This is a genomic window from Dankookia rubra (assembly GCF_004355005.1).
GTDB lineage: Bacteria > Pseudomonadota > Alphaproteobacteria > Acetobacterales > Acetobacteraceae > Paracraurococcus > Paracraurococcus ruber_A.
In genome coordinates this window covers 31,767-54,451 of sequence record NZ_SMSJ01000031.1, presented here as the reverse complement: position 1 = coordinate 54,451, position 22,685 = coordinate 31,767, and the positions used below count along the sequence as shown (strand labels likewise).

General features: G+C 66.5%; 18 protein-coding genes. 12 read left to right on the top strand and 6 right to left on the bottom strand.

What is annotated here, in order from left to right:
- Positions 1–3 precede the first annotated feature (3 nt).
- From E2C06_RS20170 to E2C06_RS20130, 9 genes are all read left to right on the top strand, one after another.
- Complete coding sequence (locus E2C06_RS20170) at positions 4–1,740, top strand: IucA/IucC family protein (RefSeq protein WP_165982515.1); 1,737 nt, start codon at positions 4–6, stop codon at positions 1,738–1,740.
- Complete coding sequence (locus E2C06_RS20165) at positions 1,737–2,771, top strand: GNAT family N-acetyltransferase (protein ID WP_133290415.1); 1,035 nt, start codon at positions 1,737–1,739, stop codon at positions 2,769–2,771. Before E2C06_RS20170 ends, E2C06_RS20165 begins: the two co-directional genes overlap by 4 nt.
- Positions 2,768–4,549: an IucA/IucC family protein gene (locus tag E2C06_RS20160; protein WP_133290414.1), complete on the top strand. Its 1,782-nt coding sequence runs from the start codon at positions 2,768–2,770 to the stop codon at positions 4,547–4,549. Before E2C06_RS20165 ends, E2C06_RS20160 begins: the two co-directional genes overlap by 4 nt.
- Positions 4,550–4,554: 5 nt before the next feature.
- Positions 4,555–5,847 (top strand): lysine N(6)-hydroxylase/L-ornithine N(5)-oxygenase family protein, encoded by a 1,293-nt coding sequence (locus E2C06_RS20155; protein WP_165982514.1) that lies wholly within the window; start codon positions 4,555–4,557, stop codon positions 5,845–5,847.
- A gap of 73 nt (positions 5,848–5,920) precedes the next feature.
- Positions 5,921–6,718, top strand: a complete 798-nt coding sequence (locus tag E2C06_RS20150) for a calcium-binding protein (protein WP_133290412.1) — start codon at positions 5,921–5,923, stop codon at positions 6,716–6,718.
- Between the two features lie 98 nt (positions 6,719–6,816).
- The gene (locus E2C06_RS20145; RefSeq protein WP_133290411.1) at positions 6,817–9,075 is read left to right on the top strand and encodes a TonB-dependent receptor; all 2,259 of its coding nucleotides are present in this window, start codon (positions 6,817–6,819) and stop codon (positions 9,073–9,075) included.
- 14 nt (positions 9,076–9,089) lie between these two features.
- On the top strand, positions 9,090–9,464 hold the full coding sequence (locus E2C06_RS20140) for a hypothetical protein (RefSeq protein WP_133290410.1): 375 nt from the start codon (positions 9,090–9,092) through the stop codon (positions 9,462–9,464).
- A gap of 44 nt (positions 9,465–9,508) precedes the next feature.
- The gene (locus tag E2C06_RS20135; protein ID WP_206664608.1) at positions 9,509–10,717 is read left to right on the top strand and encodes an MFS transporter; all 1,209 of its coding nucleotides are present in this window, start codon (positions 9,509–9,511) and stop codon (positions 10,715–10,717) included.
- A 351-nt stretch (positions 10,718–11,068) separates the two neighbouring features.
- Positions 11,069–11,872 carry a DUF3489 domain-containing protein gene (locus E2C06_RS20130; protein ID WP_206664607.1) on the top strand — a complete coding sequence of 268 codons (804 nt, stop codon included), beginning with the start codon at positions 11,069–11,071 and terminating at the stop codon, positions 11,870–11,872.
- A gap of 751 nt (positions 11,873–12,623) precedes the next feature.
- Here the strand turns inward: E2C06_RS20130 and E2C06_RS20125 are convergent.
- A complete protein-coding gene (locus E2C06_RS20125) occupies positions 12,624–14,516 on the bottom strand; it encodes a peroxidase family protein (RefSeq protein ID WP_133290408.1) in 1,893 nt (630 codons plus the stop codon).
- Positions 14,517–14,969: 453 nt separating this feature from the next.
- On the opposite strand from E2C06_RS20125, the gene E2C06_RS37735 reads away from it, so the two are divergent.
- Together E2C06_RS37735 and E2C06_RS20120 are read left to right on the top strand one after the other, a co-directional pair.
- Complete coding sequence (locus tag E2C06_RS37735) at positions 14,970–16,103, top strand: hypothetical protein (RefSeq protein WP_165982513.1); 1,134 nt, start codon at positions 14,970–14,972, stop codon at positions 16,101–16,103.
- A gap of 22 nt (positions 16,104–16,125) precedes the next feature.
- Positions 16,126–16,641 carry a c-type cytochrome gene (locus E2C06_RS20120; RefSeq protein ID WP_165982512.1) on the top strand — a complete coding sequence of 172 codons (516 nt, stop codon included), beginning with the start codon at positions 16,126–16,128 and terminating at the stop codon, positions 16,639–16,641.
- 129 nt (positions 16,642–16,770) lie between these two features.
- Here the strand turns inward: E2C06_RS20120 and E2C06_RS20115 are convergent, their stop codons facing one another.
- Positions 16,771–17,070, bottom strand: coding sequence for an SWIB/MDM2 domain-containing protein (locus E2C06_RS20115; protein ID WP_133290406.1), 300 nt, complete (start codon positions 17,068–17,070; stop codon positions 16,771–16,773).
- Positions 17,071–17,321: 251 nt separating this feature from the next.
- Positions 17,322–18,134 (bottom strand): hypothetical protein, encoded by an 813-nt coding sequence (locus E2C06_RS20110; RefSeq protein WP_133290405.1) that lies wholly within the window; start codon positions 18,132–18,134, stop codon positions 17,322–17,324.
- A 118-nt stretch (positions 18,135–18,252) separates the two neighbouring features.
- On the opposite strand from E2C06_RS20110, the gene E2C06_RS20105 reads away from it, so the two are divergent.
- Complete coding sequence (locus E2C06_RS20105; RefSeq protein WP_133290404.1) at positions 18,253–19,035, top strand: enoyl-CoA hydratase; 783 nt, start codon at positions 18,253–18,255, stop codon at positions 19,033–19,035.
- Between the two features lie 173 nt (positions 19,036–19,208).
- Here E2C06_RS20105 and E2C06_RS20100 read toward each other — a convergent pair whose 3' ends face one another.
- The 3 genes from E2C06_RS20100 to E2C06_RS20090 form a co-directional block, all read right to left on the bottom strand.
- A complete protein-coding gene (locus E2C06_RS20100) occupies positions 19,209–19,619 on the bottom strand; it encodes a CsbD family protein (RefSeq protein ID WP_165982511.1) in 411 nt (136 codons plus the stop codon).
- Between the two features lie 110 nt (positions 19,620–19,729).
- Entirely contained in the window at positions 19,730–21,925 is a 2,196-nt protein-coding gene (gene recD2 / locus E2C06_RS20095; protein ID WP_133290402.1) for an SF1B family DNA helicase RecD2, read from the bottom strand.
- The gene (locus tag E2C06_RS20090) at positions 21,922–22,680 is read right to left on the bottom strand and encodes a DUF2161 family putative PD-(D/E)XK-type phosphodiesterase (protein WP_133290401.1); all 759 of its coding nucleotides are present in this window, start codon (positions 22,678–22,680) and stop codon (positions 21,922–21,924) included. Before E2C06_RS20090 ends, recD2 begins: the two co-directional genes overlap by 4 nt.
- Between the last annotated feature and the right edge of the window lie 5 nt (positions 22,681–22,685).

Sequence of the window (22,685 nt, the reverse complement as noted above, 5' to 3'; positions counted from 1 at the left end):
TCCATGAACTGCGACGCAACTGCGCTTTCCGACGATACCCCTGCGGAGCAAGGCGCTGCCGAGGCCTTCCTCAACAGCCTTGCGCGGGAATGGTCGGGATGCCGGCTGCAGCCGGCTGGGGATGGCTGGGACCTGGAATTTGCGGTCACGTCACTCTCCGGCGTGCTGCGTATCGCGGTCACGCACCGTTCAGGCGCTGGGCGCCACGGGCTGCGGTTGCCGGTTCGCTTCTGCGGGGATGACGGGGTCGAGCGGCCTATCAGCTGGCCCACTGCGGTGTCCGTGCTGGCCGAGACCCTGGGCATTGAGCGCCGCTTACCGGCGCCTACGGTGCGCCGCTTCGTCGACCGCGTGCTCGAGAGTACCGATACGATCGAGGCGGCGCTTCCCGGCAATCGGGGGCCGGAGGCCGCGGCGGCTGATTTCCTCCGCGCGGAGCAAGCACTACTGCTCGGCCACTTCCTCCACCCCGCGCCGCGTTCCGCCGCTGAGTTGCGGCCCGAGCGCGAGCGCTTCCTGCCCGGCCTGTCGCCCGGCTTCCGGCTACACTGGGCGCAGGTACGGCCGCGCGCCTTTGTCCAGGAGGATGTCGAAGGTCGCCCTGCTGCGGCACTGCTGCAAGATATCGGCGCCCCGTTCGAGCCAGGTTGGCTCGCGCTGCCCATGCATCCCTGGCAGGCAAGGCACCTCGCCACGCTGCCAGAGGTCGAGGCGCTGCGACGCGCCGGCATGCTGCGTTTCCAGGCTGAGCCGGAAGCGGGCCCGCTTTGGCACCCCACCGCCTCGGTTCGCAGCCTTTACAGCGCCGAGGCACCGTGGATGCTGAAGACCTCGCTCGGTGCGCGGATCACCAACTCCGTTCGCACGCTGTTCCCGGCGGAACTGCAACGCGGAAAGGATGTCAGTCGGCTGCTGCGAAGCGTGATTGGTCCATCGATTGCGGCCATCGCGCCGCGGCTGACTTTCCTGGAAGAACCAGCGCATCTCGGTCTGCAGCATGACGGGGTATTGCTACCCGATAGCCTGGTCATCTTGCGGGACAACCCCTTTCGCGGCGCTGCTGCCCGTGATGCGGCGATGCTGGCGACGCTTTGCCAGACCGATCCGAAAATCGGCCAAACACCGCTTAGCGGCATCATCGCCGCCGCGGCCGCCTCGGCCGGCCTTTCGCTGAGAGAGGCAGGCCTCGACTGGCTCAAGCGATTTGCCGAGCTGCTGCCCCTGGCGCTGGCGCGGCTCCGTTGCCACCATGGACTCCTGTTCGGCGCACATGGCCAGAACGCGGTCCTGCGGCTGCACCAAAATTGGCCCGTACAGGCCTATATCCGCGATTGCCAAGGGTCCGGCCATGTTGAGAGCGCGCACGCGCGGCTCGTCGCCGCGGTGCCAGGCATCGGGGAGCAGTCGGAGTCTGTCGTACCGGATGCGGTAGGCGACCGGCTGCTCGGCTATTACGTCGTAGTCAACGGCTTATTTGGCCTAGTCGCCGCTCTCTCGCGCGACGGCCTGGCGGACGAAGCGGCGATGTTCCGCCTGCTCCGGGCGAAGTTCGAGCATGCGCGCGCCGATCGCCCACCTGACCCGTCCTTCCTCGACTACATCCTGGACAGCCCGGCACTGGCGGCGAAAGGCAATTTCATGACCTTCCTCGACGACGTCATAGAGAACCGTGGCTCGCGCGAGCAGCGCGCGATCTACCACGACCTGCCAAATCCCCTTTGCGCGCCGGTGTCCACATGATCGCCGCCAGGCGGGCCACCGACACCGAGATGCCGTGCCATCGCTACATGCTGGGCAGGGACCCGGCGCTTGAAGTCAAGGTTGCCGATGTGACCCTGGCTGTCCGGCAGGGCGAGCATCAGATCTTGCACGGTGAACTCGGCGCAGCAGGCCTCGAGGTACAGGCGATGGGTGGCCGTCGCGGGCGACCGCTCGCCCAGGCCCTCGCCGCTGCGGCTGCCGCATTGTTCGATGCGGATCTCGAGCGTGCCGAAGTCTCGCTCGGGCCCGGAACGTCGCCGGAGATCCTTGAGACGGCCCTTGCGCATGGGCTGGTCGCCGAAACGCAGGCACCAATGATCCGGCGCCGGCAGCTGCTCCAGGTGCCGTTGCTATGGCATCAGGATCCGCGCCCTGTGCCGCATCCATGGCTGCCCCGCCACCTGCCGGACGGACGGATCCATCCGGAGCGGCCGCCACTCGCGCAGGGTGTGGTCTACGACCGCTTCGATCCGCTGCTCGGCATGCGAATGTCCTTTCGGCGGGTCACGGCAGACAAAGACCTACCATTGTTTCATGCCTGGATGAATGAGTTGCGCGTGGCTTACTTCTGGGAGCTTGCGCAAGACGAGGCATCGCTGCATGCCTATCTCCGACGGCTGGAGGCGGACCCGCACGCCTGGCCGCTGATCGGCTGCTTCGACGGCGAACCGGCGGGCTACTTCGAGATCTACTGGGCAAAGGAGGACCGTCTCGGCCCGTATTACGACGCCCACAACTACGACCGTGGCTGGCATGGGCTCATCGGGGCACGGCAGCACCTCGGCCTGGCCAAGACCGCGGCCTGGTTGCGTGGCCTCACCCACTTCCTGTTCCTTGAGGACCCGCGCACCGAGAAGGTGGTAGGCGAGCCGCGCGTCGATAATGCCAAGCTGCTTCGCTACGCCGACGCGCTCGCCTACGACAAGGTCAAGGAGTTCGATTTCCCCCACAAGCGCTCGGCGCTGATGCATTGCTGGCGCGACCCGTTCTTCGACCGGGTGATGCGATGAGCGGCATCCCCGATGCCGCAACGTGGCGGCAGGCAGGTCGCGCCCTACTGGCCAAAGCCATCTCCGAGTTTGCCTACGAGGAGGCAGTGCTGCCAGAGGTGCAGTTGAAACCTGACGGAAGCTTCACTGCATGCCTGCGGCTCGCCTCGGGCGTGCGCTATCGTTTTGCCGGGACACGGCGGATTTGGGGCAACCTCGCCATCGACCCCAACAGCCTGCGGCGGATGGACGGTGCGCTGGAAACGGAGGCGACCGACCCGCAGCAGTGGGTGCTTGATGCGCGCGCCGAGCTTGGCGGCGATGCAGTGGCGACTGCCGGCTTCCTGCGCGAGCTTGGCCGCACCCAACATGCCGAAGCCCTGCGCCTTGCTCGCTGCAGCGGCCTCGACGCCGCCGATTGGGTTGCGCTGCCACCGGATCGAGCGCAGGGCCTGCTCTCGGGCCATCCCAAGGCGGTCGCCAACAAGGGGCGACTCGGCTGGGGCGATGCGGCGCTCGCGGCCTTCGCACCGGAACGGGCCGAGCCGTTCCAGCTAGTCTGGGTGGTGCTCGACGCGCGGCACGCGACCTGGGCCGCCGTCGATAACGCCGACTTCCCGAGCGAATGCATCCCTCCCGGGGAGCGTGGCGCCTTCGACGCGGCAGTCGCCCGTAGCGGCATTGCGCCAGAGCACGCGCTGCACGTGCCGGTGCATCCCTGGCAATGGGACAATGTCGTGCTGCCCGAATTCTCCGGCGAGATCGCCGCCGGTCGTATTGTGCCGATCGACAGCTTCGGGGACCTCTATCGGCCGCAGCAGTCAATCCGAACGTTGACGAATGTGTCGCGGCGCGGCCGGGCAGACGTGAAGTTGGCGCTTTCGATCCTCAACACCTCGGCCTATCGCGGCCTTGGTGGCGCGACCATCGCTGCTGGGCAGGTGCTGTCGGGGTGGCTGGCGGGAGTCATCGCGGCTGATCCGGTGTTGCGCCGCCGGCGCGTCACGGTCTTGCGGGAGTTGGCCGGGGCGCACTATGCGCATCCCGCCTATGCGGCACTGCCCGAGGCGCCCTACCACTTCTGCGAACACCTCGGCGCCGTGTTGCGCGAGAGCGCCGAGGCGCATGCGGCGAGCGGCGAGACGCCGGCGCTTTACGCCACGTTGCACGAACGCGACGCAACGGGGCGGCCGCTGGCCCTCACCATGGCGAAACAGGCCGGGCTCGGCATCGAGGCCTGGCTGGAGCGGCTGTTCGACCTGACCGTCGTGCCGTTGCACCACCTGCTCTGCCGCTATGGCTGCTGCCCGATCGCGCACGGCCAGAACATCGTGCTGCTGCTGCGGCACGGGCTGCCGGTCGCCATGGCACTGAAGGACTTTCAAGGCGACTTCGATCTCGCCGATACCGGTCAGGCCGAGGCCGCCGGCCTGCCCGGAGCCGTCGCCGCGCTGCTGCCGCGCAAGCGCGCCGAGGTCGTGGTCCACAACATCCAGACAGCTCATTTCGTGACCACGCTCCGGTTCCTGTCGGATGGGCTGGCGGCAGCGGGCACCCTGCCGGAGATGCAGTTTTATCGGATCCTGGCGCGGGTGCTGCGCGCCTACCAGCGCGAAGCCGGCCTGCCGCCGGCCGACTATGCACGCTATGAGCTTTTCGCGCCGGCGCTACCGAAGGTCTGCATTAACAAGGTCCGGCTGGCTGTCGGATATGGCGATACTGCATCTCGGCCATTGCCTGCGCTGGGCACGCCATTACTGAATCCGTTGCACCTCGCCGAGACCGGCGCCCCGCGGTGACGGGCGTGCTTGAGCTTGCCGGCATCGGCATCGGCCCCGCCAACCTCAGCCTTGCCGCACTCTGCGAGGAGGCGGGGAAGGCCGAGCGCACGCGCTTTTTCGATCGCAAGGCGGGCTTCTCTTGGCACCGCGGCATGATGCTGCCCGGCGCGCGACTTCAATGCTCCTGGATCAAAGACCTGGTCACGCCGGTCGCACCTACGTCGCGTTTCGGCTTTCTCTCCTACCTTGCCGCGCGCCAGCGGCTGTTCGCCTTCGTCAATGCGGGGTTCGAGACCGTGTCCCGCACGGAGTTCGCCGATTATCTGGGTTGGGTTGCGGGGCAACTTCCTACGCTGCACTGGGACAGCCCGCTGAGGGACCTCGCCTTCGAGGCCGGCGCCTTCACCGCGCAGGTCGGGTGCGAACGCGTCCGCACGCAACACCTCGTGCTCGGCCTTGGTCACGAACCGGCCTTTCCGGCCTGCCTGGAGCCGCATCTTGGCCAGGGCTGCCTGCACGCCGCCGAATTCCTCGAGCGCATGCCGGCAATCGTCGGGCGACATGTCGTCGTCATTGGAGGTGGTCAGTCAGGTGCTGAGATCGTGCTTCATCTGCTGCGGTCGGCCAAGCCGCCAGCCAGCATCGCCTGGGTAAGCCGTCGCTCCAACTTCCTGCCACTCGACGAGACGCATTTCTCGAACGAGCATTTCACCCCGGCTTACGTGAAGCATTTTTTTGAGTTGCCGGCCGACCGGCGCGTCACGCTTCTGCAAGAGCAGCGCATGATGAGCGACGGCATCTCACCGTCGACCTTGCGCGAGCTTTATGCCGAGGTGTACCGGCTGCGCTTCCTCGAAAAGGTGCCGCCTGTGCCAAGACTGCTGCCGGGGCACAGCGTCGTCGGCTGTACGTCATGGCGGGGCGCGCTCGGCATCGAACTTCGCTCGGCTGATACTGGCGCCGGACAGCGCATCGTCGCCGATCTGGTGATTGCTGCCACCGGCTACCGAGTTGCCCTGCCGCCCTGCCTCGAGGCGCTCGGAATTGCTTGGGATGCAGTGACAGGAACACCAATGCTTGGGCGATGCTATGCGATCAGCTGGGACGGCCCGGCAGCGAACCGCATATACCTGCAGAACGCCGGCCGCGTGTCACATGGTGTCGCTGACCCGCAACTTGCGCTGCTGGCTTGGCGAAGCGCGACCATTCTTAACGACGCGCTGGGGCGCGAAGTCTTCCCGTTAGGGACCGAAGCCTCCCTCATCGAGTGGTCACGTCACAGTGAACATAATGAAGCTTGCTCCATTTGCGAATGAGTCGCAATTGCATATGACGCGGTCGAGCGAAGGTCCGCCCGCGCTGCGGTGAGCTTGCAAGGAGGAATCTCGAGTGCCTGATTTCAGCTTTCCTGTGCTGGAGCGCGGGTCCGCCCTGACGGGCAGCGACGGCGACGACGTCTTCCAGATCGTCTCGCCCGGCATCGCCTATGGCGGTGCCGGCGATGACGTGCTGCGCGGTGGCGGCGGAGCCGACATCGTGTTCGGCGGCGACGGCGACGACCAGATCTTTACCGAAGGCGGCCCGGACTTGATCGCTGCTGGCGCCGGCAACGACCTGATCGCCGCGGGTGCCGGCGAAGATTGGGTCGAAGCCGGCGACGGCAACGACCTGGTGTATGGCGGGACGGGAAACGACAACCTGTTCGGCGGCGCTGGCAACGACATGATCTTCGACACCGAAGGCAATAACGGCCTCTATGGTGGCGAAGGTAACGACGCCATCCTCGGCGGTGACGGCATCGAGGTGGTGTTCGGCGGCGACGGCAACGATCTCATCGTCACTCAGGGCGGCGACGACCAGCTGTTCGGTAGCAATGGCAATGACGTGCTGATCGGCGGCACCGGCAACGACATCCTCAGCGGCGGCGCCGGGCTCGATCGCTTCGTGTTCACCGGTGGCGACGGTCAGGATGCCATCTCCGGCTTCACCCCCGGGGAGGACGTGCTGCAGATTGCTACAGGCATCAATGGCACGGACATCGACAGCGCCGATGACGTGCTGGCGCGTCTCTCGGATACGACGGCAGGCGTGGTCCTCGACCTCGGGGCTGGCAATGCCGTGCTGTTCAGCGGGCTCACGCTCGCTGCCCTGACTGGCTCCGGGGCGAGCATTTTCGACATCGTCTGACCTTCCGCCAAGCGCGCCGCGACGAAGGTCGCGGCGCTGCCTCGCCGCGCGCCCTGTGCAGTCGCGGTAATACCGCTTGCCGACGAGTGACCCAGACCATGCTGAGACCTAGCTGGCGCGCGCGCCTGCCCCTCATTGGCTTCGCCCTTGCCGCCACGCTGACCGCGCCACCTCGCGCCTTGGCGCAGGGCGGCAATGTAGCGCCGGCCGAGGGCACCACGCTTACCTTGCCGGAGATGACCGTCACCGGCACCCGTGCTCCTCGGCCGATCGAGGACGTGCCGCAAACGGTGCAGGTCATCGACCGTGACGAGATCGAACGCCAGTTGATCCTCAGCCCCAGCCCGTCGGACGCCGTCGCGCGTTTGGTGCCAGGGTACTCGCCCAGCAACCAGACCATCTCTGGTGCCTCGGAGAATTTCCGCGGCCGCGATGCGCTGGTGCTGCTCGACGGCGTGCCGCTCAACACGCCGCTGCGCGACGTCTCGCGCATCTTGGCCCTGCTGGACCTCAACGCGGTCGAGCGAATCGAGACCGTGGCCGGAGCTTCGAGTCTTTACGGTGCGGGCGCTACGGGTGGCACCATCAACATAATCACCCGACGTCCGACCGAGGGGCCGCCGCAGGTCACCTTGAACACAGCGCTCCGCGCCTTCACCACCAATCCGGGACGCTCGCTGGCGCCGGAGCTGTCGCTGGGCGTGACCGGGCGCACGCAGGGCGGCCTGGACTATGTGCTGAATGGCAGCCTGCGCCATACCGGCCGGACCTATGACGGTCGCGGTCGCGAGCTCCCTTCCGACGCCCTCCTCGGGCAGGGTGGGGCAGACCGCACGGACAGCGGCAATCTGCTGGCGAAGTTCGGCTACGATATCGATGCCGCCCGCCGCTTCGAGGTCTCCGCCACGGTGATCAGGCTGTCGCAGGACCCGGACTTCCTGACCCTCTACTCGCCGCCCCGGGCAAGGCCTGACTTCAACACGCCCTATCCGGGCCGCAGCGTCCGCGAATCCTCGCAGTCCTTCTCGGCCCGCTACACCGACACGGACTTCGCGCTCGGCAACCTGTCCGTCGTTGCCTACTACAACGATATCGAGAAGCGCTTCAACTTCACCCAGTTCTCCTATCCCTACAACAGCGTGGTCTACTACTCTGGCAACCCCGCGGCGCCGACAAGCGCGGCGAACCAGACGACGCTCTATTCCACCCGCTACGGCGTCAACCTCACCGTCGACACGTCGCTCGACCGCCTGCTCGGCGGGGCACGCCTCACCTGGGGTGGCGACGTGATCCACGAGAGGACGCGGCAGGAGCTGCTCTCGGGCGAGAATGTCTTCACACCGCTCGAGCAAACGACGCTCGCCGGATTTGGTCTCCTGCAGGTGCCGGTCGGACCCCGGCTGACCCTGCGTGGCGGGTTGCGCTACGAGCACTTCGCGCTTTCGGTCGACGACTTCGTCCGGCCCGCGGCCTATACCGGGGTTGCGGCGCGCAATGCCGCCGGCTTCAACCCGTTCGTTCTGCCGCCGCTTCGCGTCAGTGGCGGGAACTTCAGCTATGACGCTATCACCGGGAATGCCGGTGCTACCTTCCGCCTGACGGATCGGGCGGAGCTTTACGGCGGCTTCTCCCAAGGTTTCGCCTTGCCGGATGTCGGCTCCTTTACCCGCCGGGCCGGGCTTTCCACCGCCTTCGCCTGCCCGGTGGCGCGGCCCAACTGCCTGCCAGCCGGTGCCAGCGTCGGCTACACCAACATCGGCCCGGAAGCACAAGTGGTGAACAGCTACGAGCTCGGCGTGCGACGCCGCGGCGAGGACGTCAATGCCGGTCTGGTCGGCTTCATCAGCACCTCGGACCAGGGCGTCACCTTCGACCCGCTGACCAACCGGATCAGCCAGCAGAAGGAGATGATCTGGGGCGCGGAGGTGAATGGCGACGTCAAGCTCAGCCAACGCTTCACTCTGGCCGGACTGCTCGCTTACCGCGAGGGCCGCTACGACACGAACGGCGACGGGCACCTCGACAGCTTCCTACCGAATAACCGGATCGCCACGCCGTTCCGCGCGGTCCTTTCCGGCATTTGGCAGTTCGAGGAAGGAACCATGCTGCGGGCCGAACTGGTGGGATTCACCGGCCGCAACCAGCGCATCGACCGCAGCGGTACGCGCTACAAGATCGAGGATGGCGGGACGATGAATTTGGCGGTCAGCACGCCGGTGCTGGGCGGCCAAGCCTATGCCTCGGTCGAGAACCTCTTTGACACCGGATATCAGAATCCGACCGCCACCTCGGTCCGCAACCTGCCGGTCGAGGCCTTCGGCCGCACCATGACCTTCGGATACCGAAAGACGTTTTGAGCGCGGAGGCCTCGATGGTGCACCTGGAAGCCGAACCTGCCGGCATCCTGACCCTTCGCTTCGGACCGCCTTATGCGGAGGATGACGAACCCGCATACCTTGCGGCGCTCAAGGCAATCGGCGTGCGCGAACAGCCCTTCGTCCTGCTCGCCATTTTCGGTGGCCGCGGCCGGCTCTCGCCGGCTGGGGAACGCGCCCAGGCCTTGTGGTTCAAGGCGACGCGCCGCCAGCTGGAGCAGCGCTGCCGAGCCCTCGCCATCGTGCGGCCTGGCGATCCCGGCGGGTCGGCGGCGGTGTTCAGCAGGCTTTGGGCCTTCCCCGTTGCCGTTCAGGAGACCGAGGCGGACGGGCGGAGCTTTCTTGCCGGCCATCTGCCGGTACGTCCATGAGCGCCGCCAACGAGGCGAAGCGCCCGCGCCTTCGGCTCTTCGCCGTGCTCGCCGGCCTCTATGTCGCGCAGGCGATCCCGAGCTACCTGCTGGCCGCCGCCGTTCCACCAATCATGCGGGAGGCGGGCGTCTCCCGCTCCGCCATCGGGTATTTCAGCATCCTGTTCCTGCCGCTGGTGTTGAAGTTCCTTTGGGCACCCTGGGTGGACCGCGTCAGACCATTTGCCCGCGCGCACCGCGCCGGCTGGGTGGTGCTGACACAGCTTGGCGTGGTCGGATGTATCCTCGCCCTGACGGCCGTATCGCCAAGCGAGGTGACCGCCGTGCTGGGGATCGGCTTCACCGCGGCACTTTTCGTTTCCACCCAAGATATCGCCACCGACGGCTATGCCGCGAAGTACCTGGCGCCGGAGGACCGTGCCTTGGGCAATGCGATCCAGGGAGGATCGATCGCTTTCGGCGTCCTCGTCGGTGGAACGCTAGGCCTGGTATTATACCACCGCTTCGGCTGGCAGACCATGCTGCTGACCATCGCCGCCATCTCCCTCCTGCCTTTGATGGCGGCGTTTGGAATGCGCGAAGGGCCGTCCGTGGTCGCAGCCACTCGCCCCTCCTTGCGAACCTTCCTGCGCCGGCCGGAGGCGCGTGGGATCCTGTGGGTGGCGCTCACCTACCGTGCCAGCGAAGGCTTGGTGAAGGCGATGGAGGGACCTTACCTAGTGGATGCGGGCGTTCCGCTCGACATGATCGGCTTCATCTCCGGCGCCTCGGCCGCGACGGCGGGCGTTGCAGGCTCGGCGCTGGCCGCGTGGCTGGTCCGGCGTGCCGGACTGTCATCCACGCTCGGCCTGCTCGGCGGCCTGCGGACCCTTTGTTTCCTGCTGTTCACCCTGCATGCCGCCGGCATCCTGTTCGGATACTGGCCGTTGTACGGTGCGGCCGCCTTCCAGACGCTGATCCGCTACATGGAAATTGTCGCTCTCTACAGTCTCTTCATGTCGGTGACCTCGTCGGACCAGCCGGGGACCGACTTCACCACGCTCGCCTGCGCGCAGCTCATCGTCTATCTCGTCGGCTCGCTGGTGTCGGGCCGCATCGCCGACGCGCTGGGATATTCGACTCTGTTCGGCATTGCCGCGGCCCTGTCCGGCGGGGCGGTTCTGGCGACGCTTGCCCTGCTTAGGCGCGTCGATGCCGGCCTTTTGTCGCCTCACCGGGCCGGCATGCGACCGGAGACACCGGGGCAAGGGTAAGGGTCGGACCTAGGGCCGGCCAGCTGGCAAATCGCTACAACGCTTCGTACAATTGTGCCAGTGTCCGTCCGGACTGCGCGGCTGCCGGACCACGCGGCCGCGGATCGCGGACGAGGGCTGCTGTTCCCGATATTCTTGAGCTTTGTGCCTGCATGTTCTTCCCACTGTCGCCGGGCTTTCCTTACTGAAGGCAAGAAGTTGATCCGACTGTCCGCTTGGCTTGTGACCAAAGCAGAGCGAACGTGGGTCACGCGCCACCGTAGACACCGACGCGCAGCTCCGATCGGCTATCCGGCGGGGCTCTGGGCAGTAGCACCTGGTTGGTCGGGTGCCGCACCCCGGAGCCCCAACATGGCCCTTTCCGACACCGCCCGCCCCATCCTCGCCGAGGCCGCCCAGCACCCGCTGCGGCTGGCCGCCCCGCCCGACAAGCTGCCTACCGCCGCCGGCCGCGCGGTGCTGAACAACCTTCTCAAGCAGGGCTACGTCGAGGAGTTCGAAGCGCCTGAAGAGTTTGCTGGCTTGCGGTGGCATCAGCAGGATGGCACTCGGCCGACGGTGCGCATCACCGAGGCGGGCATGGCGGCCATAGGCGCCGCGCCGGAGGATACCGCGACGCTGCCCGACACCGAGAGCGCGGCGGCCAACGGCGAACCCACCGATGCGGCCCAGGCGCCCGGTAGCGCGCCGCTGGCGCCTGCTGCTGCTCCGGAGGCTCCGGTGCCGCCCACCAGCACTGAGGTCGTCCAGGCGCCTTCCACCCGCCCAAGTCTGCGCGACGCCTCCCACCGCGTCCTCGCTGCCTGGGACGACGAGGCCGGCGAGCGCGGGGCCCTGCCGGACGCCATCGCCGCCCTCCGCGCCTTCCTGATGAAACCCGACCCGGCACCCCGCCCTGCCGGCCTCCGCAAGCCGCGCGAGGGCACCAAGCAGCAGCAAGTGCTCGCTATGCTGCGCCGGCCGGAGGGCGCCACGGTGGCGCAGATCGCCGACGCCACCGGCTGGCAGACCCACACGGTCCGAGGCTTCTTCGCCAGTCTGAAAAAGCGCCAAGGCATTGCGGTCGAGGCCGCCGAGCGGGTCCGCCAAGTCGGCCCCGGCAAGCAGGGCGCGAAAGGCAGCTATACCTTTTACCACGTCGCAGAGGCGCTCTGAGGCCATGTGCCTGCCGAGCCTTCTTCCGGCCTGTCCTGCGGCATCGGCCGACTACGACGAAAGCCGAAAGTTAGCGTTGCCGATTATCAATCAGCCTGACGGCAACGATTAAAAAACCATGGGGACACGGCCGCGTTGACTTTTCTCTTTTCGCCAATAAATCTTCGGTGTTAATGCAACCCTTAAGTTATACCGTCCGTTGGAAGCAGCAATGACCGCCGATCCGCACTCGGACCTCAAAGACCTTTATTGGCATGGCTTTACGGGCGGGCCTCGTCTGACAGGTGCCGCACCGCCTCCGCCTCCCATCCCATCACAGCCACCGCCAGGCACCGCAATTGCGGACTGGCCGGGCTGCTGGCGCCCGATTGACGATTGAGGCGGGGGCCTGGATGGCCGAATACGGTTCCCGCCGCTTCGGAACCCGGTCGGACGCGCTGCCGAGGAATACCGCCGCTTCACGCTCTGGTGACAACGGCAAGGCGATCGGGCGCTCCACGGGTCGCCCGCCGCTGTTCTAGGCCATCCGCATAGGCAACGCTGTGCGGAAGGTCAAACACGGCGCACGCTCCGCGCTCCGCTGTGTGCCCGAGCCAAGCGTGGTCCTCGCACAGGAGAGGGCGGCGTCCCAAGCTGCCGCGGCACACCGCCTTGGAGACCGAGTCACCCGCAGCTGTGGCCCAAGGCCGCCCGCCATCCGAGCGGCCCCGATGCGTCTGGGCACCAGGGCCGCTGCATCAGGCTATGACCTTCAGACTGCCACTCCCGCGAACTGGAGTAGGTCGTGGATCGTCTTGATCGTCCGCCCATCGGGCAACTTCAGCGGCCCGCCGGCACCCGGCGTTGACTTGGACGGGTCCCAGTCACGGTTGCCGCCGAGATAGGATTCTGGATCTGCCAGCAGCACGCCGAGTATTGTTTCTGCAACGATACGGCTGCCGACCTCGCCGAGGCGCTGCCCGCCTTCGCGTACCTCGGCCTCCTTGAGCACGTAGAACCAGAGCGGCGTGCGTTCGAAGAAGCCACCCTGCTGCATAGCCTGCAGCATCGCCGGGCTGGCATCCTTGCCTAGTTCCTCGCCGCTCAGCGGTGTCACACCTACCGCCTTCGCCATCGCTTGGCCGGTCGGCAAGGCAAGCTGGTAGCCGCGCCGCAGGTTGCGCCGTGCCAGGTGCCTGAGAAGCTCGGCAAGCCTCTTTTCCTCATTGCTTGCCCCCTCCGCCGGCTCGGCGGCTTCGTTCGGCAGCACACCAAGCGTCGGCGCCAAGTGGGTATCGATCTTCCGTGCGAAGCGCCCGGGGATGGTGACGTTACGGTCTGGCTGGCCGTTCTGGCCGGGGATCACGACGTTCGACTGGTCGTGCGGGTTGCTGCCGTCGAACCGGTCCCACTCGATGATCCAATTGTGCGGCAGTGTCTTCTGCGGCGCTTGCCGAGCGGGGTCGAACGGCGTCGCCGATTTGCCGGTAAACAGGAACAACAAGCTGAGGGACGCGCTGGGGATGATGAATCCAGGGCTGTCATCTGGCTTGCGACCAAAGTTCCGATTATAGTCGTAGCTATCGCGGATCATCGAATGGCCAAAGCGATAGCAGGCCACCGAGAACTCAACCGGCATAAATGGCTCGCGCACCGAACCGAAGCATTTGCGGTACAGCGGCGCGCGCTCCTGTAAGACCTTATCGACCACGTCAGGCCGCAGCAGAGTTTTCAGGAACTCGTTTACGGTAAGCCACTGAAAGGTCCAGCGGACGATCCGGCGGCTGTCCTCGAACAACTCATCCTGGCTGCGAACTTCGTGCCGAGGATCCTTGAAGCGAAGCCAATCGACGACCGCGTTGTGAAAGCGGAGCAGTGCGGTATGGAACTGAGCGACAACCAGGTTCTCGTCGTTGCGCGGGTCGCCGATGAAGGCTCGCTGGCGAAAGGTCGGGCTGTCCCTTAGTTCCTGCGGGAAGTCGTCCTCCCTGACCACGCCAAGTTCGAGCAACGTGCCGATCCGCGGCAGGTCGCGGTGCAGGTCGTCGGATGGCGGCGGGACCGGGCCGGCTGAATTCGCATCCGGAGGTACCACCTCGGCGGTGCCGATCCGCATCTTGGCTCCGTCGCGCAGCCGCCGAGCTAAGCGCAGGTTCCGGCCCGCTGCCCGGCGTGACTTCTCTCCGTAGCGGCCGGGAGGTCCGTCACCATAGAGGCAGTCGAGTTCGAGCGCTGGGGTGCGCCGATTAAGCAGGTCGCGCTCCACTGTTTTTCGGTCGGCGGGCTTCAGCGCGGGCGTGTCCACCGTAATATCGGAGGTCTCGGTCGTGCGGTCGGTCCGGGCGGTCAGCTCGTGGTCAATGAACTGGCTCCAGTAGGTGAAGATAGGGGGAAAGCCTGAATCGGGATTGTTCGCGTCGGCGGGCTGATCGACCATGGCGACGCCGAGCGCGTCGAGTGCCTTAACCGTCTCCTCGCCGACTTGCAGCAAGTCTTCCGGACCGGCGACCCCGACCAGGTACCGAAACGGCGTCAGGTTGTCTTCGTCGAAATCCTCGCCGGTAGCGGCCGGTGCGAGCTCGGTCGTCCGCACGCCGAAGCGACTGTGCGCTTCGGCACCGGCTTTCGAAAGAACATGCCCGCCATGCTTGAACTGTAAGAACATCGGACTCTCCTCGTTGAAGGCAAGGCTTCCATCCGTCCACACGAGGGCGACGCGGTATCTTGCCGGGATGCTGCACGAGCACCGGCCAGCCAGAATGGTACGCCACCCTCGTATGGCCCGACGCTGCGTCGCGTCGAACCGGGTCCATTGTGCTCAAGGTCGCGTGGCGCGCATTCCGCGTGCCCCCCCGAAGATGCGGCCCAAGGGGTAATAGATGATGTGCCGCCGCGCACAATCGGAACGTGCAATGCAAGACGTGTAGTTGAATTGGAGCCGCGAAAACTAAAGGCCAATTACCCCTTCGAGGAAGTATTGACCAATCTCTGACGGCAAAAAGCAATAAAAAACGAATGATGCCCAGGCATGTGCCGATGGGCACAGCAACACCAATCGGTTCTGCCGACACTCGATGTTGGAGGCACAAGGCCTCTGCGTCACGTCGAGGAAGTCACGATGAAGCCGTTCGCACTGACATCGTCGTCGCTGCCGCGACGTTCCCGCACGCCGCGCACCAACGCCTTCCTGCGGCAAGCTGCATTGGCGATGGCGGCGGTGCTCTCCCTGCTGCCGGGTTCAGCCAAAGCACACATCAAATGGTTCGCGTCCTATGACGTCACGCAGACACCGCAGCCGCTCGCCGACGTGCTGACGCTACAGTTCCTGCTGGCCTTCGGCGGCTTCGCGCTGCTGGTGGCCGGAAGCTTCCTGCTCGACCGGCTGGTGGCCAGAGCATGGCCCCAGTTCGGACGGCCCGGCGATCCGGACGCCGCGGAAACACTGCTGCGCGCCGGGACGGGCGCCTATTTCGTGGCGCTCTTCACCAACGGCGGGGTCATCCTCACGCCGGAACTGCGGACCGCCGCGGAGTGGCTGGCCTGGCTGCAGTTCGGGATCGCCATCAGCATGCTCTCGGCCCGCAGCTGTGCCCTCGGCGGCATCGGCATCCTGGTGCTCTACGGCTACGGCGTGGCGCAATACGGCGCATTCCACCTCGCCGACTACCCGATGTTCCTCGGCATCGCCGTCTACATGGTGCTGACCTCCTGCACGTCGGAGCGGGCGCGGGCGCTGCGGATGCCGATCCTCTACGCGACCATCTGTGTCACCCTGATGTGGGGCGCGACCGAGAAGTGGGCCTATCCGCAATGGACCTTCCCGCTGCTCGCGGCGCGTCCCTACCTGACGCTCGGCATCCCGGCGGATGCCTTCCTGGTCCTGGCGGGCTTCGTCGAATTCGCCTTCGCGTTCTACATCCTGACCGGATATGGCATGCTGCGGCTCGGCATCCTCGGGCTGGGCCTGATCTTCACCGCGGCCATCGTCGATTTCGGACGAATGGACGCCATTGGCCACCTACCGACCATCGTGGCGCTGGCGGCGATGTTCCTGCACGGCCCGACCGCGCTGCACCACGCGGTGCATGCCGGACGCCGTGGGCCGTTCGGCGAAATGGGTCGTGCTGGCGGGTGCTTCGCCGCCGCCATCGGAATTTTCTTCTTCGCCTACTATGGGATGCAGCACGCCGAATACGGCGGGCAGCACGCCGTGCAGCAGCTCGCCACCCTGCCGTCGCCCACGGCTCGGTGAGCACGGCGGGGGAGAGCGAACCATGCCGATCATCCCGATGCAGAGCCCGGTCTTCGCCGGCTGCTTGGCGGCATCAGTCCTAATCGCGGGTGTCAGCGCGGTCGGCGCCGCCCTGGCCCTGACCCCAAGTTTGGGCGGCCCGGAGTTGTCCCGCGGCGCCCGCATCTACGCCGAGGAATGCGCCGACTGCCACGGGGCGAGCCTGCAGGGCCGGGTTGCTGGCCCGCCCGGCCAGCGGATCCCGCCACTCGACGCCACCGGCCATGCCTGGCAGCACGCTGACGCCGAGCTCTTGCGGCTGGTCGTCCGAGGCAGCAACCCGGGAGCGGGGTCCGCCATGCCGGCCTTCGACGGCCGCCTCGCGCCGGCGGAGGTGGAGGCGGTCCTGACCTATGTGAAGAGCCACTGGCCGGCGCGGTTCAGGGAGCGCCAAGCGGCGCTGAATCGCGGCGAGGACCGCGCGCTGGTCGCCTTGCTGCGCAATCCCGACTGGACCCTGCCGAGCGACTGCCTGCCCGCAGTCGCGTTGACCCGCTAAGCGAGTGTTCTGGGCAAAAAAAGTAGTTCCCGGAGGATTGCTGCATAAGCAAAGGGTACTGCCGTTTTGTAGGCAACAGTCCGTCGCGGTCGGAACACTGAGGATCCTGCCAGCCGCCCTCCCGCAGCGTCACTTCAAGTGCTGAGCGAGGTACTTGTTCATCTCGAACATCGTCACCTTGTCCTTGCCGAACACCTTCCGAAGTTTGTCGTCCGCCAGGATCTCGCGGCGGTTCTCCGGGTTCTGCAGGTTGTTGGCCTTGATGTATTCCCATACCTTGCTCACCACCTCGCCACGCGGGAGGGGGCCTGTGCCGACGACTGCACTCAGTTCCTCCGACGGTTTCAGGGGTTTCTGCAGTGCATTCGGCTTGCCGCCGTCAGATTTCGCTGCGGGCTTCTTTGGCTTTTCCGCTGTCTTGGTCGCCATGTGGCCTCCGGGTCTCGTTGCGGCCGATTCGCGTCGGCATTCTCGCACAGGGCCGTGCGCCGGCGGCAGCCCAATCAGCTGAGAATGCGATTGCGCAGAAGCTCCGGAACATCGGCCTGCCCGTCATCGTTCGGCCAACCGCCATCATGAGCACCATCGCAGCGGCAATTTACTGCACCCGCTGCTGCATCAGGGGTGAAGAGTGCTTAGTCGTCGCTCGCTCTGGCAAAGCCTCAGCACTCGAACATATGTTACCAATGCAGCAGGTAAGGAGGTAAAAAGGATTCCCTCGGCCACGTCGCTTCCTCGTGCCCACGATGTGTGCTCTCCAGCTGCACCAAGCGAGCGGCTGGTATGCCTTGCTCAGGCCGGTTCGTCGCACCCACATCGCACAACGCGTCGACGAGCCCGATCGCTGCATTCCAGTACTCGTCCTGCACCCGAGCATCTGGAGCGCTACGCGCCAATCGGGTGACCAGGCGCGCAGCATAACCCGCCAAGTTGACACCATCATCGACCGACAGAGAACACTCGAGCAGACGCTGATCGTGGTCTTTGCGGAGCCAACGCCAGAGCCGCCGAAGCGCGAAACCCGAGGTCGATGCAGACAGCGTGGGCTCGGTCAAACCGCAATCTAATGTTCTAGCCAGGGTTCCGTTGGTCAGAAATCGACGCAGGACCTGCGCACGCAGACCGTCATGTCCATCGTTGGTACCGATGATACGCGGCGCAAACGCCTTGAGGCGCTGCCGAGCTTTGTGGGGCATGTTGTCGTTGATACGGACAGCGAAGGCCTGGATCAGCGGCGAAGCGCATCCCGGCGAGTCGGAGTGCTCCTCTCCCGCCAGGAATGCCACGAGCGACATCAGGCACATCTTGCCGTCGCCTGGGTTGCCAATCGTGCCGCTAACGAGTTCGACCCGATCGAGGGCCCGCTGCAGTCTGAGATCGAGCTCCATGGGATGCTCCCCTAGCTGCTGCCGATCGCCGCTCGCGTCGCGGCGGCGGGTGATATCGGCGACTTGGGGCACCGCATGGCTGGATTCGAGGTACTCCCGCAACATTGAAATGTCATTGCGTACCGCGAAGCACCAGCTCGCCTCAGCCGTCGGGCCCTTTTCGGGGTGGCAGCAGGAGATAAAGTCGCAACAGCATACCGAACGCCGGAAAGGAAAAGCGCATATGGGCGATGAGTTTGTGCTGTTAGAGCAGGCGCCGGAGGGTTACGCCGTTCTCACCCTGAACCGCCCGACAGCGATGAATGCACTGTCGGCCGCGCTGCGTCAGGCGCTTGCGGACGCAGTCACCCAGCTCTCAGCAGAGCCATCCTGCCGAGTCTTAATCGTTACCGGCAGCGGCCGAGCATTCTGTGCCGGGCTGGACCTAAAGGAGCTTGGTTCGGCCGGTGAAGCGCCAGCGCTCGGGAGCAAAGGTGCCGATCCGGTGGCGGCCTTGGCAGGCTTTACCGGCCCCGTCATCGCCGCGGTCAACGGCGTGGCGATTACCGGTGGCTTCGAACTGGCGCTGGCGTGCGATATCATCCTGGCTTCGGACGAGGCGCGCTTTGCCGACACCCATGCCCGGGTCGGGGTGCTACCTGGCTGGGGACTATCGCAGCGGCTGCCACGGCTCATTGGACCGGGCCGCGCCAAAGAAATGTCGCTGACCGGCAACTTCGTCGGTGCTCGGCAGGCCGAAGCATGGGGTCTGGTGAACCGCGTTTTGCCAATAAGCGAGCTGCTCCCGACGGCGCGCGCGATGGCCCGCGACATGCTTTCCGCACTGCCGGACATGCTGCCCTCGATGAAGCGGTTGATCGATGATGGCTATGCTCTGTCCTTCGGCGAGGCAATGGCGCTGGAGAGGGAGCGCAGCCTGTCGCATCGGGCGCAGGTAACAGGGGCTGCAGTTGCTCAGCGCCTCAGTGGCGTTTTGGCGCGGGGGAAGGCGCAGTCGGATAGCTGATCCCGCTCCGCGCTATTCGTCAGCCAAAGGCCGGATTGCGCAGGAACTCCATGGTATCCACCTGCACATCGTCGGACGCCGTCGCGCGGCCGACCGTCATCATTGGCGCGACCTCGGCGTCGATCTTCTGCTCCGGCCACTGCTTCGTCGGGTAGACGCTGCCTTCCTGAGCGTCAGATCCGATACACGTACCTGTTGCCGCTGATTAGCCGTCCGAGCAGGAAACCAGCGCAGGCCGCTATGCCGATCGCGGTCAAGGGACGCTCCCGAACGACATCCAGGTATCGATCGAGCTCCTGGCCGTAGCGGTCGGCCGTCCTGGCAGCTGCATCCAATCGCGGTGTGGCAGGCTCGGCAGAGAGCCGCTCCACCTCCGCGCGGAGGTGTTCCACCTCAGACTGTGGCTCAGTTTTGGCCGCTTCAGCCGCATCCTCAGCCCTGCCGGCTGCATTCCGAACGCTGCCGACCGCCTGGTCGTAGCCCCCCTCCACTTGAAGCTTTGTGTCTCCGGTGAGCCGGCCCGTGGCTGCCTCGACCTTGCCCTTCGCCTGCTGGGCGGCGCCGGCGATGCGATCTGAATCCACGATGATGCCTCCTCCGATTGCGGCATGTCCTGCGAATACGCCGGACGATTTCGAGCCGCTAACGTGACAGACTTGGCTTGGTTCTTCTGGGTCACTGGTGACCATTCGGACTACGCGGCAAGCCACTCCTTCAGCTTCGACCAGCGGCGTCGGGTCTGCTGCCCGCGGACGGCGATGGACAGCGCCTTCCGCTGGCCCACCAGCACCACCAGCCGCTTGCCCCGGGTCACCGCCGTGTAGATCAGGTTGCGCTGGAGCATGGGGTAGTGCTGCGTGGTGACCGGGATGACCACCGCCGGGTACTCCGATCCCTGGCTCTTGTGGACGGTGGTGGCGTAGGCCAGCACGAGCTCGTCCAGCTCACCGAAGCCGTAGGCGATCTCCCGGCCCTCGTAGTCGACCACCAGCTCGCCCTCCTCCAGGTCGATCCTGCGGACAATGCCGAGGTCCCCGTTGTAGACCTCGCGCGGGTGGTCGTTGGCCACCTGCATGACCTTGTCGCCGGGACAGAAGGTCCAGCCGAAGCGCTCGACCCGCACTTCGCCCGGCGGGTTCAGCGCCTTCTGCAGCGCGATGTTGAGCGACCGCGCCCCGAGCCCGCCGCGGTTCATCGGGCAGAGCACCTGGACGTCGCGGACCGGGTCGAGGCCAAAGCGGTGGGGGATGCGGTCACGGACCATGGCCAGGAGCTTCTCCAGCCCGGTCTCCGGGTCGGCCGCCTCGACGAAGAAGAAGTCCGAGCCCTCCTGCGGCGTGAGGTCCGGCATCTTGCCGCGGTTGATCAGGTGGGCGTTGGTGACGATCTGGCTGCCGGCCGCCTGGCGGAACACCTCGGTCAGGCGCACCACCGGCACCGCGCCGGAGGCGATGATGTCGGCCAGCACTTGGCCCGGCCCGACCGAGGGCAACTGGTCCACGTCACCGACCAGCAGCAGGGCGGCGCCTTTGGGCAGCGCCTTCAGCAGCGCCCGCATGAGCGGTACGTCCACCATGCTGGACTCGTCCACGACCAGCAGGTCGCACGCCAGCGGCTGCAGGTCGCTGCGCTTGAAGCCGCCCTCCTTCGGGTCGGCCTCGAGCAGGCGGTGGATGGTCGTCGCCTCGCGCCCGGTGCTCTCGGCCAAGCGCTTGGCAGCACGGCCGGTCGGGGCACAAAGGGCGATCTCGGGACCCTTGGCCGCCACGATCTTCAGGATGGAGTTGACCAGGGTGGTCTTGCCCACGCCCGGGCCGCCGGTGATGACTAGCACCTTGGCGGCGAGCGCCACGCGCACCGCCGCCCGCTGGCTCTCGGCCAGGGTCAGGCCGGTCTTGCCCTCTACCCAGAAAATGGCCTTGTCGGCATCGATTGCCGGCCAGGGCGGCGCGCCGACGGCAAGCTGCCGCAGCCGCTCGGCGATCTCCCGCTCGGCCCGGTACAGGCCGGCCAGGAAGATGCAGCGTTGCTCCTCCAGGGTGTCGGCGACCACCTCGCCGGCCTCGAGCTCCAGGCCGAGGGCGGTTCGGACCAGCTCACCTGTGATCTCCAGCAGGGTCTGGGCGAGGTCCACCAGCTCCGCCTCGGGCAGGCCGCAGTGGCCCCCCTCCATGGCCTCGGCCAGGGCGAAGGAGATGCCGGCCCGCACGCGGATCATGGCCGTGCGCTCGATGCCGAGCCTGGCCGCGATCTGGTCGGCGGTGCGGAAGCCGATGCCACGGATGTCGCGGGCAAGGCGGTAGGGGTTCTCGCTGACCAGGCGCACGGCCTCGGCGCCATAGGTTTTGTAGATCCGCACCGCCCGGGAGGTGCCGACCCCGTTCGAGTGGAGGAACAGCATGATCTCGCGGATCACCTTCTGCTCGGCCCAGCCGGCGACGATGCGGGCGGCACGCTTCGGGCCGATGCCGGTGACCTCGCGCAGGCGGTCCGGCTGCTGCTCGATCAGGTCGAACACGGCTTCGCCGAAGGCGGCGACCAGCTTCCTGGCATTGACCGGGCCGATGCCGCGGATCATGCCGGAGCCGAGGTACTTCTCGATGCCCTCCAGGGTGGTCGGAGCGGTCGCCTTGAGGAAGGTCGCCTTGAACTGCAGGCCGTGGGTGCGGTCATTGACCCAGGTGCCCGAGCCGCTGACGAACTCGCCGGCCGAGATCAGCGCCGCGTGGCCGACCACGGTGACAGGGTCGCGCTGGCCCCGCACCTTGACCCGCAGCACGCAGAAGCCGGTCTCGGCATTGTGGAAGGTGACCCGCTCGACCAGACCGGCCAGGGCCTCGGTCGGCGGTCCGCGTCCGGCATCGGATGAGGTGGTCGGAGCGGGCGTCAGCCGCTCACGCCCTTTGTAAACGCCATCTCAGTATCCGCAGTTGCGGCCGGCGGGGGCGCGGCATCGGGCACAGACGCGCCGTCCACCTCGGTCCAGTGCAGCAGGCCTGCTTCACCCGCTCGGGATAGTCGGTAGATGCCCCGGCTTTCTCGCTCGAACCAGCCATAGACGTTCCTGAGCAGGATGCCGGCCGCGTCCGGGGCAACCTCCAGCAAGTCGCGCGGGCGCCGCGGCCGTTCGCGCATCAGCTCGGCGCAAGCCAGGGCGCGCTGGCGGTAGGCCGTCATGACGGGCTGCCGGGATGCGCCGCCCACTGTTGGGTCCCCGCGCCTGCGCTGGTGCTCGTTGAGCAGGAGAGATCGGCGCTTCGCGTTGGTCCGTGGCCGGTAGGGTCCCGGCTCGGCTAGGACCTCGACCGAGCGCCGCCCCGGGTCGACTGCGAGGAGGCCGAAGCCGAGCAGGCGGCACAGCTTGTGGGCACGGCCGTCGCGATCACGTCCACGGCGAGTGGCCCGCACCGCGAGCCAGACTTCGTCCGCTGCAGCAAGGCGGTCGACCCCTTGCAGGATCAGCTCCAGCGTCAGTCCGAGCTTGAGCTCGGTGATGACCAGGAAGGGCGCCTCACCGGGCCGCACGGCGACGATGTCGCAGCCGCAGACCTCGCCCTTGGCTTCGTAGCTCAACCGCTCTAGGTGCGCCTTGACCGCGGCGTAGAGCGACGTCTCGGGTGTCCGTCCAGGCTTGGTGTTCGGCATTCCGG

What these genes read in the sequence shown, in the direction of transcription:
- E2C06_RS20170 (WP_165982515.1), top strand. Translation starts at nt 4, where the DNA reads ATGAACTGCGACGCAACTGCGCTTTCCGACGATACCCCTGCGGAGCAA.
- E2C06_RS20165 (WP_133290415.1), top strand. Translation starts at nt 1,737, where the DNA reads ATGATCGCCGCCAGGCGGGCCACCGACACCGAGATGCCGTGCCATCGC.
- E2C06_RS20160 (WP_133290414.1), top strand. Translation starts at nt 2,768, where the DNA reads ATGAGCGGCATCCCCGATGCCGCAACGTGGCGGCAGGCAGGTCGCGCC.
- E2C06_RS20145 (WP_133290411.1), top strand. Translation starts at nt 6,817, where the DNA reads ATGCTGAGACCTAGCTGGCGCGCGCGCCTGCCCCTCATTGGCTTCGCC.
- E2C06_RS20140 (WP_133290410.1), top strand. Translation starts at nt 9,090, where the DNA reads ATGGTGCACCTGGAAGCCGAACCTGCCGGCATCCTGACCCTTCGCTTC.
- E2C06_RS20130 (WP_206664607.1), top strand. Translation starts at nt 11,069, where the DNA reads ATGGCCCTTTCCGACACCGCCCGCCCCATCCTCGCCGAGGCCGCCCAG.
- E2C06_RS20125 (WP_133290408.1), bottom strand. Translation starts at nt 14,516, where the DNA reads ATGTTCTTACAGTTCAAGCATGGCGGGCATGTTCTTTCGAAAGCCGGT.
- E2C06_RS37735 (WP_165982513.1), top strand. Translation starts at nt 14,970, where the DNA reads ATGAAGCCGTTCGCACTGACATCGTCGTCGCTGCCGCGACGTTCCCGC.
- E2C06_RS20120 (WP_165982512.1), top strand. Translation starts at nt 16,126, where the DNA reads ATGCCGATCATCCCGATGCAGAGCCCGGTCTTCGCCGGCTGCTTGGCG.
- E2C06_RS20115 (WP_133290406.1), bottom strand. Translation starts at nt 17,070, where the DNA reads ATGGCGACCAAGACAGCGGAAAAGCCAAAGAAGCCCGCAGCGAAATCT.
- E2C06_RS20110 (WP_133290405.1), bottom strand. Translation starts at nt 18,134, where the DNA reads ATGTTGCGGGAGTACCTCGAATCCAGCCATGCGGTGCCCCAAGTCGCC.
- E2C06_RS20105 (WP_133290404.1), top strand. Translation starts at nt 18,253, where the DNA reads ATGGGCGATGAGTTTGTGCTGTTAGAGCAGGCGCCGGAGGGTTACGCC.
- E2C06_RS20090 (WP_133290401.1), bottom strand. Translation starts at nt 22,680, where the DNA reads ATGCCGAACACCAAGCCTGGACGGACACCCGAGACGTCGCTCTACGCC.